Below are 10739 nucleotides of genomic sequence, written 5' to 3' on the forward strand. Positions count from 1 at the left end.
CTCAGGCACTATGTTTTCCTTCGTCCTCATCGTCGGGCGGCAGCCGACAAAAGTATTCAACGACCAATCCTACGACGACCAGGAACAGCGCGGCGCCCACGACGAAAAGCGTTTCCAGACCGGTATTCACGCGCGCCGGGTTCGACGCGAAGGTGAAGAAGTACACGGCAGTTCCGACGTACCATCCCGTCAACACCGATCCGGCCGCGCTTGCCGCCTTGGCCAGGACCAGCACGCGCGCGGCACGGAGCGGGTCGAGCGGCCTGTCGCGATCGCCGCGCACCCATCGACGGATGGGCCAGCCGGCCGCCAGCAGGATGATGCCCAGCACCACCATGCCGATGATCGCGTAGATGGGCAGGCCGGGCAGTTTCTGCCCGGCGGACTCCCATACCCGGTAGAACGACCACCCCAAGACGCCGCCGACGAGTCCGGCGATCAGCAGAGTGCGGACTTTCGTGGGTTGCATCAGCCGCTCGGCAGCTCGACGTCGCGGCGGAGCCGCAGCCCGTCGGCGTCCGCAGCGGCCACGGCCAGGTCGGCCACTTTCCCGGCCCCCGGGAGGACGGCGTCCGGGTCGAGCAAGCGCCATGGTTCGAGCACGAACGCACGCTCGTTGGCCCGCGGATGGGGCAGCATCAGGTCGGGCTCGGACAGCAGGGTTCCGCCAAAGTCGATGATGTCGATATCGAGGGTGCGGGGCCCCCAGCGTTCGATCCGGACGCGGCCGTGCTCCGCTTCAATCCGGTGGACCGCATCGAGCAGCGCGTGGGCCGTGAGCGTGACGTCGGCCGTGACGACGGCGTTCAGGTACGTGGGCTGGTCGGGGCCGCCGACCGGCTCGGTTTCGACGACCGGCGACACTCCGGTGAGATCGATCCGCGGATGGGCTGCAAGCGCACGGACTGCCGAGGAGAGCGTGTCGGCGCGATCTCCCAGGTTCGCGCCAAGCGCCAACACCACCGTCACACTGTCGCTCATCGTGTCCTTTCCGCTGCGTTTGCCGGTTTTGGGTTTCTTACCGAACCGTTCGACTGCCGCATCCTTGGCCTGGCGACGGCGCATGTCCTTGCGTGCGAGATCGCGGCCGGCCGCCTGCTGCTGCGTTGTCAGTTCCATTAACGTCCGTTCTTCCGGCTGACTGTGACGCTGACGTCGGAGAATCGCCATTCGATGGGCGCGTGCGGCTTGTGGATCGTCACGTCCACTGCCGCAATGCGCGTGTCGCGCAGCACCTCGGTCGCCACCGAGTCGGCAAGCGTTTCCAGCAAGTTCACGGGTTCGCCGGCGACGATTCCGGCGACCGCGTCGGCCAGCTCGCCGTAATGGACGGTATCGGCCACATCGTCGGTGCGGGCCGCATGCTCGAGCGGCACGCTCAAGACCAGGTCGACGACGAAGTCCTGCCCGTCGCGGCGTTCGTGGTCGAAGACGCCGTGTCTGCCGAAGACGGTCAGGCCCCGCAGCGCAATCCGATCCATCAGACCTCCCCGGCCGTTCGACGCGCGTTCCATTCGGCGCAGACTTCGACGGCGATACGGCTGGCGCGTACGGCGTGCACGCGCACCGCCCAAGCGCCGGACGCCGCGGACAATGCCGAGATCGCGGCCGTCGCGTCGTCCCTGCCGTCGGCCTGGCCGGCGTCCGTCCGGGCGTTCCGGTCGAGGTCCGCTGCGGCAAGCATAGTGGAAAGGAATCGTTTGCGGCTGGCGGCCACGAGCACCGGATACCCGAGGCTTTGGATGCGCGCCAGGCCGGCAAGCAGTTCCCAGTTGTGCTCCCCCGTCTTGGAAAACCCCAGACCCGGGTCGACGATGATGTTCTCGGCAGGCACGCCGGCATGCCGGACGATCGCCAGTTGCTCGCTCAACTCGCGCACCACGTCGGCGCGGACCTCGTCGTAGTGGGCGGCATTCTGCATCGATACGCTGTGCTCACGCCAGTGCATGACTATCAGACGGGCCCCGCTGCGCGCCGCCAGCAACGCCATTTCCGGCTCGGCGCGGGTGCCGGAGACATCGTTCAAAATCGTGGCGCCGGCATCGAGGGCGCGCTCGGCCACGCTCACGCGCATGGTGTCGACGCTGATCGGCGCCCCCTCGGCCGCAAGCGCGCGGACGACGGGGATCACCCTGCGGAGCTCTTCGTCTTCATCGACGCGGACCGCGCCCGGACGGGTCGATTCGCCGCCGACGTCCAAAATGTCCGCCCCCTCGCCCAGGAGGTCGAGACCGTGCCGCACGGCGTCACCTTGTTTGAAGTATTTTCCGCCGTCGCTGAACGAATCGGGCGTCACGTTCACGACGCCCATGATCCGGGTGCGCTCGGCCGACTTCATCCGGTTAACGCCTCAGGATCAGGCTCATGGCTTCGGCCCTCGTCGAGGGATCGCGCAGCTGGCCGCGGACGGCCGACGTCACGGTTGACGCGCCCGGCTTGCGGACGCCGCGCATGGACATGCACAAATGCTCGCATTCAATGACGACAATTGCACCGCGCGGAGCCAGGTTCGTCACGAGCGCGTCGGCGATCTGGGTGGTCATCCGCTCTTGCACCTGCGGGCGCCGGGCAAACATTTCAACGAGTCTGGCAATCTTGCTCAGACCCGTGACGCGGCCGTCGTTTCCGGGAATGTAGCCGACGTGCGCGACGCCGTGGAACGGCACCAGGTGGTGTTCGCAGGTCGAATACACCGGGATGTCCTTGACCAGAACCATCTCGTCGTGCCCGATGTCGAACACTGCCGAGAGGATATCGGCAGGATCCTGCCCCAGACCGGCGAAAATCTCCCGGTACGACCGGGCCACGCGAGCGGGGGTCTCTTGCAGACCGTCCCGGTCCGGATCCTCGCCGATGGCAATGAGGATTTCGCGGACGGCGCGTTCGATCCGGTCGGTGTCGACCGAACCGTCCAGGCTCAGGTTCGGCTCATGCATCGCCGCGTCCCGCGCCGTCCGGGCCCTGCCCGTCGGGACCCTGCCCGCCCGGATCGCGGCCGTTGCCGGCGTCCGGCCTGGTGATGGTCTGCACCGACCCGGATTCGGTGGTCTCGCCGGCCTCGGCGGCCTCGTCCTGCGGGGCCATCGGCGTTTCGCCCGGTCCTTGAACGGGCGGAAGATCCGAAACGGGCCGGTTGTCGTTGGACAGCCAGACCGGCCGCAGATCGCGTTTGATGATCGGTTCGAACACCACCGCCAACTCCTGCTGGTTCAATGTCTCGTGTTCGAGCAGTTCCAGCACGAGGTTGTCCAGAACCTTGCGGTTCTCCGTGACGATCTCCCACGCTTCGTCGTGCGCCGCTTCGATGAACCTGCGGACCTCTTCGTCGACGACCGATGCGACCTTTTCCGAGTAGCCGCGGTCATGGCCGACGTCGCGGCCGACGAACGGCTCCTCGCCGGTACTGCCGACCTTGATGGCGCCGACGCGCTCGCTCATGCCGTATTGCGTGACCATCTTGCGCGCCATGTCGGTGGCCTTGTCGATGTCGTTGGCAGCACCCGTGGTCGGATCGTGGAAGATGAGTTCTTCCGCCACGCGCCCGCCAAGCGCATACGCCAGCTGGTCGAGCAGTTCGTTTCTGGTCGTCGAGTACTTGTCCTCGGTCGGCATCACCATGGTGTACCCGAGCGCACGGCCGCGCGGCAGGATGGTGACCTTGGTGACGGGGTCGAGGTGACGCAGCGCCGAGGCCACGAGAGCGTGGCCGCCCTCGTGGTAGGCGGTGATCTTCTTTTCCTTGTCGTTCATCAGCCGGGTGCGCTTTTGCGGCCCCGCTATGACGCGGTCGATTGCTTCGTCGAGGGCCCGGTTGTCGATGATCTGCGCGTTCGAGCGGGCAGTGAGCAGCGCAGCCTCGTTGAGCACGTTCGCCAGATCGGCGCCGGAAAAGCCCGGCGTGCGGCGGGCCACCAGCGACAGGTCGACGTCGGCGGCCATCGGCTTGCCCTTGGAGTGCACCGTCAGGATGTGCTCGCGGCCGTTCAGGTCCGGCGCTTCGACCGAGACCTGGCGGTCGAAACGGCCCGGGCGCAGCAGCGCCGGGTCGAGAATGTCCGGTCGGTTGGTAGCGGCGATCAGGATGACGTTCGTCTTGACGTCGAACCCGTCCATTTCCACCAGCAGCTGGTTCAGCGTCTGTTCGCGTTCGTCGTGCCCGCCGCCCATTCCGGCGCCGCGGTGGCGGCCGACGGCATCGATTTCGTCGACGAAGATGATGGCCGGCGAATTCTGCTTGGCCTGGTCGAACAAATCCCGCACGCGCGAAGCGCCCACGCCGACGTACATTTCGACGAAGTCCGACCCCGAGATCGAATAGAACGGCACCCCGGCCTCGCCGGCGACTGCCCGTGCCAACAGCGTCTTACCCGTTCCGGGCGGGCCGTACAGCAGGACGCCCTTGGGAATCTTGGCGCCGACGGCCTGGAATTTGGCGGGTTCGGCAAGGAACTCCTTGATCTCCTCGAGTTCTTCGACCGCTTCGTCGACGCCCGCGACGTCGTCGAAGGTGACGCTCGGCGTGTCCTTCGAGACGAGTTTGGCCTTCGACTTGCCGAACTGCATGATCTTCGAGCCGCCGCCTTGCATTTGCGACAGCAGAAACCAAAAGATGCCGATGATGATGATGAACGGCAGGATGTTGATCAGCAGCGACGACCACCACGACTGCTTGGGCACCTCGTCGGTGTAGCCGCCGGACGGGTTCGCCTTGTCGACGGCCTTGACGACGTCGGCGCCCCGCGGTGCGACGTAGTTGAACTGGACCTTCTTGCCCTTGTCCTTGTAGTCGCTTTTCAAGGTGAGGTCGACCCGTTGGTCACCGTCCACGATCTTGGCCTGCTGCACGTCGCCGTTCTTCAACAGGCGCATCCCGGCGCTGGTGTCGACGGCCTGGAACCCCTTGCTCGACAAAGCCGAGGCGCCGATCAGCACGATCAGCAAGACCAGCACGATCCACACCACGGGACCGCGGAAAATACGCTTCATGTTCATTGATTCGTTGGGCGCGTGCCCAAGACCTCTCTATTTGCCTGCTGCTTTCGCCCGGCGCCACGTGTGACGACGACCGTCTAGATTAACGATTGACTCCGCCGTGTGGTTCCGACCATCGTGCGCACTCACTTGTAGACGTGCTCGGCAAGCGTCGCCACGAACGGCACATTCCGGTATTTTTCCGCATAGTCCAGGCCATAGCCGATCACAAACTCGTTCGGTACGTCAAAGCCGACGTACTTCACGTCGATCGAGACCTTTGCGGCTTCGGGCTTGCGCAGCATTGTGCAGATCTCGACGGACGCCGGGCCGCGCGAGCCCAAGTTCGATACGAGCCACGACAGCGTCAGGCCGGAATCGATGATGTCCTCCACGACGAGCACGTGCCGTCCGGTCAGGTCGGCATCCAGATCCTTGAGGATGCGGACCACGCCGCTGGACTGCGTTCCCGATCCGTACGACGACACCGCCATCCAGTCCATTGTCACGTGCGAGTGCAAGGCCCTGGCCAGGTCCGCCATCACCATCACGGCGCCTTTGAGCACGCCGACGATGAGCAGATCCTTGCCGGCGTAGTCCTTATCGATCTCTTCGGCGAGTTCGACCAGGCGGGCCTTGATCTGGTCCTCGGTGACCAGCACTTTGTCGATATCGGATCCAAGATCGTTATTGTCCACTACGCTTCTTCCTTCATTTCTCCGGTGCGCTCGGCCGCGCCGTTACCATCATTTCACTTGATATCCGCGCGGAACTAATCGCCGCCGACCCGCCGGAAGCCGATCAAGTCGCCGTACCGTGTCGCGCTCAGCCCGCCGGGCAGCGAAATGGCGACTCCGCCGCTCGCCGAGCCGACGAGGCGATCGAGCCCCACCGCGTGCACGCGGGCCAACGCCGAAGCGTCGGCTCCGGCCACCACGGCCGCGCCGAGCAGTACTCGCCGGCGAAGGGCGGACGGGCTCCCGGCGAGTTCCCCGGCACGCACTTCGACGCCCTCCCCCGTCGTCACGGCGCGGGCTGCCAGTGCGTCGGCCATCTGGTCGAGCGCATCGGCGTCCTCGCCGCATTGTTCGGCGCTGCGGGCCAGCGCTGCACTGATTCCGGGGCCGAGCCGACTTTCCATCAGCGGCAGTACATCCCGCCGGGCGCGCACCCGGGCGAATGCCGGATCGTCGTTCATGGGGTCGTGCCACGGCTCCAGTCCTTCGGCATCGACGGCGCGCAGGACGACGCTGCGGGGAACCCCCAAGAGCGGGCGGAGGTATTTGCCGCGGCTCCGGCGCATCCCGGCCAACGCCCGCGTCCCGGAGCCGCGGGCCAGGCCCAGCAGCACGGTCTCGGCCTGATCGTCCTGCGTGTGACCGAGCAGAACCGGGCCGGGACACGCATCGAGAACGCGGTACCGCGCCGCTCGTGCATCGGCTTCGATGCCCGAGGCCGTACGGCTGACCCGGACGCGTTCGATGCGCGCGTCGATGCCGCGGGCGCTCAGCGTCGCGGCGGTTCGTACCGCCACCTCGGCCGACCCGGGCTGCAGGTCGTGGTCGATGATGACTGCCCGCACGATTTTACCGAGTTTCGCGGCGACGAACCCCGTCTCGACCGCCAGGATCAGCGAATCGGGTCCGCCGCTGCACGCCACTGTGATGTCGCGTGCTTCGACGTCGTCCAGCGATGCTTTGACGGCACCGCGAATATCCGCCACTTCAGTGGTCAGCCGCGGTCGGCGCGCGTTCATAGTACTCGGCGGAGCCAGCGGTCGGGTTCGGCGATCTCGTCGGGTTCGGGCAGGTATTCCGGCGCCAGCCAGACCCGGTTCAGCCCGGCGAAGCCAACCCGTGCAACAACGGCGCGCACGAATGCCGCGCCTTCCTTGTATTGGCGCATTTTCGCTTCGAGCCCGAGGAATTTGCGGATCAGCCCGTCAATGCCGCCGTGGCCGGATCGGTGTGCGTTGAACGTGCTGCGGATATGCTCCACTGTCGGAATGACTTCCGGACCGACCTCGTCCATGACGACGTCGGCATGGCCCTCCAAGAGACTCATGATGGCCGTCAGCCTGTCGAGTTCGAGCGAGCTTTGCGGCGTCGACACCAGGTCGAGGGCTTCTTTGGTGCCGCCCGGCCCGAACACCTCGGGCACCTTCCGGAAAATTTGCCGCAAGCGGTCGGCAGCGCTGACGGTGCCGAGCATTTGCTCGCCGAGCGAATCGATCCGGCCGCGCACGTGCGCGGCCAGCCACGGCGCCGCCGCAAACTGAACCCGGTGGGTCTCTTCGTGCAGGCACACCCACAAGCGGAAGTCGTCGTGGTCGACGTCGAGCCGCTGCGCGACCGAGGCGATCGTCGGCGCGACGAGGAGCAGCCTGCCGCCGCCCGGCGCAAACGGCTCGTACTGGCCGAGCACCCGGGTTCCGAGAAAGGCCAGCATGGCACCCAGTTCGGCCCCGGTGGTGCGCCGGGACACGGGCCCGACGCCGGAGCTCTTGTCACCGGCGTCCAGCGCCGCCGCGATCGGGGCCTCCAGCAGCGTGCGGAAGGACTGGGTATTGGCCTTGGCCCACGAGCTGCGATCGACGACGAGCACCGACGTATCACGTTCGAGTGCCTCGTCGACGTCGAGTCCCGATACGCGTTGCACGTGGGCGGTGGCGATCTCGGCGGCCTCGCGCAGGGCGCTCACGTGGGCCTCGCGTTCGCTCGGACTCATCGAGGGGCCCGCCGGCAGGAGTTCGTTGGCGGTGCGCCACGCGAAATCGAAATCGATCATCTGGTCCGCGCGGGAGCCGGAGGAATCAGGCATAGGTTCCAAGGTACGCTAGCCGGCGCATCCGCACTCGGCCAGCCGGGCTGCAATGGCGTCCATTGCCCGGTGGGTGCTTTCGACGTCGTCCGGCGGCGTGCGATCGGCGATCAACGCGAACGTGAGCATACGGCCGGACGCGTCCGTGACGACCCCGGCCAGGGAGCTGACCTTGAACAACGAGCCGGTCTTGGCATGCACGAGGCCGGCGCCGGGCCACGCAGCTTTGCCGTACCTGTATTGCAGCGTGCCGTTCAGTCCTGCCACCGGCAGCGACGGGATGAGCGAGTCGAGGTTCGCATGTTTGCCGGACGCCGCGAGCACCAACAGATCGGTCAGCGCCGCCGCCGTCAGACGGTTGTGGTGCGAAAGCCCGGACGTGTCGTGCAATTCGACGCGCGCCACATCGACCCCGAGCTTCTTCACTTCGTCGGTGACTGCGTCCACGGCGCCCAACGTCGATCCCGGCCTGCCGGTCTGGACGGCGACGAGTCGCCCGAGCGTCTCGGCGACCGTGTTGTCGGACCACTGGAGCATATAACGCACGATCTGCGACAGCCGCGCCGACTTCACCCGGGCGAGCACCGTCGATCCGGCTTGTGCGTGCGTGCGGGTCGGTTTTCCGACGACGGTGATCCCGTCGGCTTCCAGCTTCTTGGCAAAGATGGTGGTCGCGGCCATGGCCGGATCGGACGCGCGCGGGATGTTCTGCCCGTCCTTGACCCTCCCGGCGTCCACCATGAGCGGTTCGATCGGGGCGACCTGACCACCCTGCACGGAGTGCTGCGCCCACAGCGGGTTTCGGGCCGGCCCGGCGAACACGGACGTATCGAGATGCACTGCGACCGTGCGTCGTCCCTTCTTCTTCAAAGCGGCGGCGGTCTTGTCGGCTAGCGTGCCGAGACCGGCATGTCCGGTTGTCGAGGACGGTTTCGACTTCCCGCGTCCCAGCAGCACGTCGCCCCCGGCCTGCACCGTGACGTCGTCCTTTCCGGGGCCGGATCGCACAGTTGTGGAAAACCGTTGGCCTGGTCCGAGGGCGGTCAGCGCGGCCGTGGCGGTCAGCAGTTTCGTCGTCGAGGCCGGAGTGTGCGGTTTCTTTGCGTCCGACGCGTACAAGGCGCGGCCGGTCCTCGCGTCCCGCACTTCGAAGCCCACCGACTTGCCCAGCGCCTTGGCCGAGAGCAGGTTCGAAAGCTCGCGGCGAAGCGCGGGCCGGGTGGGCGCCGGAGCGTCGGCGTGCAAGGGTGCCAGTACCCGGGGCCCACCGGATTGTTCAAGTCCGGGAACGCGCTGGGCGGCCGGCTTGGCCGCCGGCGCGGAGGTGGTCAAAATCCCCGGGGCGACGTCGAACACGTCGGCCGCCGCATAGCCGAGAACGAGGGCGGCGACGACGCCGACGCCGACCGCTGCTTTGGTGCCCACGGGTCTCCGTCTTCTTCTCGTGTCCGTCCTGCGCGCACTCGCCGCGCGCGGCCGGGAGGTCGTCAATTATTCTTGTCGGGACAGCCGGTGCTCGTCTGGCCTGCGACATCCACTTTATCGAAGGCGCCACGGTAGAGGGGCGTCCACCCGATAACTCCAGACGGGCACCTCGTACCACTTCGACAGCCAAGCCGGCCGGCACGCCGGCGATCACGCAAGGAACGGAGCACGCTGATGGAATTCAACACCACTATCGAAATCCCGCACGGGCAGCGCAACAAGTACGAAGTCGACCACGAGACGGGGCGGGTGAAGCTGGACAGGTACCTGTTCACGTCAATGCAGTACCCGGCCGATTACGGCTTTATCGACGACACGCTGGGCCTCGACGGGGATCCGCTCGACGTCATGGTGCTTCTCGACCAGTCCGTGTTCCCAGGGTGCCTCGTCGAGGCCCGGCCGATCGGCATGTTCAAGATGACCGATGAAAGCGGCGGGGACGACAAGGTACTGGCCGTGCCGGCGGGCGATCCGCGATGGGACGGATTCCAAGACATCAACGACGTGTCGAAATTCCAGCTCGACGCGATCGAGCACTTCTTCACGCACTACAAGGATCTCGAACCCGGCAAATACGTCAAGGGATCGGACTGGGTCGGCCGTGCCGAGGCCGAGGCCGAGATCGAGGCGTCGATCAAGCGCTTCAACGAGCACTGAGTCGGTCCCCGGACGCCGTCAAGGGCGGCCCCCGCAACGCGGGGGCCGCCCTTTTGACGACTGGTCCGTCCGAGCGCCGCGGCTTACGGCCTGGCGACGTACGGCATGATCCCGCCGGAGTAGCGTACCGAGACCACCCGTACCTGCGCTCCGGTGTGCGGCGCCTCGACCATCATGCCGCCGCCCAAGTACATGGTGACGTGGTGGATCCCGCTCGAATACCCGTTGCTCGAATAGAAGATCAGGTCTCCGGGCCGCATCGACGAAAGCGGTACTCGGCTCAGCCCGACGTACTGCGCGCCGGACGTGCGCGGAATCGTCACTCCGGCCGATGCCCAGGCCGCCTGGGTCAGACCCGAGCAGTCGTAACGCGGGCCGGTGCCGCCCCAGAGATACCAGGTGCCGACCTTGCTGCGGGCGAACGACATCGCCTGCGAGGCTCCGGACGACGAATGGCTGACCGGCGCGCTGTGCGAGACGGTATGCGAGACGGTGTGCGTACGCTCCGGGGCCGGGTCCGGGGACGAATGATGGGTGCGGCTCGAATGGGACCGGTGCGACGAGCTGCTGTGGTCCCTCGCGGCCTTGCGCTTGGCGGCGGCGCGCTGCTGGGCCCGTTCGTGAGCGGCCTCTTCCCGTGCCGCCTTTTCCCGGGCGGCTTTCTCCCGGGCAGCCTGCTCCCGTGCAACCTTTTCCCGGGCTGCCTTTTGAGCCGCGGCAACCGCCTTGGCCTTGGCGATCCGCTCGGCGCGTGCTCGACGCTCGGCTTCGATGCCTTCCTGGCGCTTCTTCTCCAGCGCAACCGT

General features: G+C 66.7%; 12 protein-coding genes. 1 reads left to right on the forward strand and 11 read right to left on the reverse strand.

What is annotated here, in order from left to right:
• Nucleotide 1: 1 nt before the first annotated feature.
• The 10 genes from BJY26_RS18685 to dacB form a co-directional block, all read right to left on the reverse strand.
• Nucleotides 2–469 carry a DUF3180 domain-containing protein gene (locus BJY26_RS18685; protein WP_179429657.1) on the reverse strand — a complete coding sequence of 156 codons (468 nt, stop codon included), beginning with the start codon at nt 467–469 and terminating at the stop codon, nt 2–4.
• A complete protein-coding gene (gene folK / locus BJY26_RS18690; protein WP_237248884.1) occupies nt 469–1119 on the reverse strand; it encodes a 2-amino-4-hydroxy-6-hydroxymethyldihydropteridine diphosphokinase in 651 nt (216 codons plus the stop codon). Before folK ends, BJY26_RS18685 begins: the two co-directional genes overlap by 1 nt.
• Nucleotides 1119–1481: a dihydroneopterin aldolase gene (gene folB / locus BJY26_RS18695; RefSeq protein ID WP_218852502.1), complete on the reverse strand. Its 363-nt coding sequence runs from the start codon at nt 1479–1481 to the stop codon at nt 1119–1121. The genes folK and folB overlap by 1 nt, the downstream gene beginning before the upstream one ends.
• Nucleotides 1481–2338 (reverse strand): dihydropteroate synthase, encoded by an 858-nt coding sequence (gene folP, locus BJY26_RS18700; RefSeq protein WP_179429658.1) that lies wholly within the window; start codon nt 2336–2338, stop codon nt 1481–1483. The genes folB and folP overlap by 1 nt, the downstream gene beginning before the upstream one ends.
• 4 nt (nt 2339–2342) lie before the next feature.
• The gene (folE, locus tag BJY26_RS18705) at nt 2343–2936 is read right to left on the reverse strand and encodes a GTP cyclohydrolase I FolE (protein ID WP_179429659.1); all 594 of its coding nucleotides are present in this window, start codon (nt 2934–2936) and stop codon (nt 2343–2345) included.
• Nucleotides 2929–4992, reverse strand: a complete 2064-nt coding sequence (gene ftsH / locus BJY26_RS18710) for an ATP-dependent zinc metalloprotease FtsH (RefSeq protein ID WP_179429660.1) — start codon at nt 4990–4992, stop codon at nt 2929–2931. Before ftsH ends, folE begins: the two co-directional genes overlap by 8 nt.
• A 125-nt stretch (nt 4993–5117) precedes the next feature.
• Entirely contained in the window at nt 5118–5669 is a 552-nt protein-coding gene (gene hpt, locus BJY26_RS18715; RefSeq protein ID WP_179429661.1) for a hypoxanthine phosphoribosyltransferase, read from the reverse strand.
• A 74-nt stretch (nt 5670–5743) separates the two neighbouring features.
• Nucleotides 5744–6727 carry a tRNA lysidine(34) synthetase TilS gene (tilS, locus tag BJY26_RS18720; RefSeq protein ID WP_179429662.1) on the reverse strand — a complete coding sequence of 328 codons (984 nt, stop codon included), beginning with the start codon at nt 6725–6727 and terminating at the stop codon, nt 5744–5746.
• A complete protein-coding gene (locus tag BJY26_RS18725; RefSeq protein WP_179429663.1) occupies nt 6724–7791 on the reverse strand; it encodes a zinc-dependent metalloprotease in 1068 nt (355 codons plus the stop codon). The genes tilS and BJY26_RS18725 overlap by 4 nt, the downstream gene beginning before the upstream one ends.
• A gap of 15 nt (nt 7792–7806) precedes the next feature.
• A complete protein-coding gene (dacB, locus tag BJY26_RS18730) occupies nt 7807–9216 on the reverse strand; it encodes a D-alanyl-D-alanine carboxypeptidase/D-alanyl-D-alanine endopeptidase (RefSeq protein ID WP_179429664.1) in 1410 nt (469 codons plus the stop codon).
• A gap of 234 nt (nt 9217–9450) precedes the next feature.
• Between dacB and BJY26_RS18735 the strand changes: the two genes are divergently transcribed.
• On the forward strand, nt 9451–9933 hold the full coding sequence (locus BJY26_RS18735; protein ID WP_179429665.1) for an inorganic diphosphatase: 483 nt from the start codon (nt 9451–9453) through the stop codon (nt 9931–9933).
• 83 nt (nt 9934–10016) lie between these two features.
• Here BJY26_RS18735 and BJY26_RS18740 read toward each other — a convergent pair.
• Nucleotides 10017–10739 (reverse strand): C40 family peptidase (locus BJY26_RS18740; protein ID WP_179429666.1); only part of this gene is annotated, 723 nt, incomplete at its 5' end.

This window comes from Spelaeicoccus albus (assembly GCF_013409065.1).
GTDB classification, from domain to species: Bacteria; Actinomycetota; Actinomycetes; order Actinomycetales; family Brevibacteriaceae; genus Spelaeicoccus; species Spelaeicoccus albus.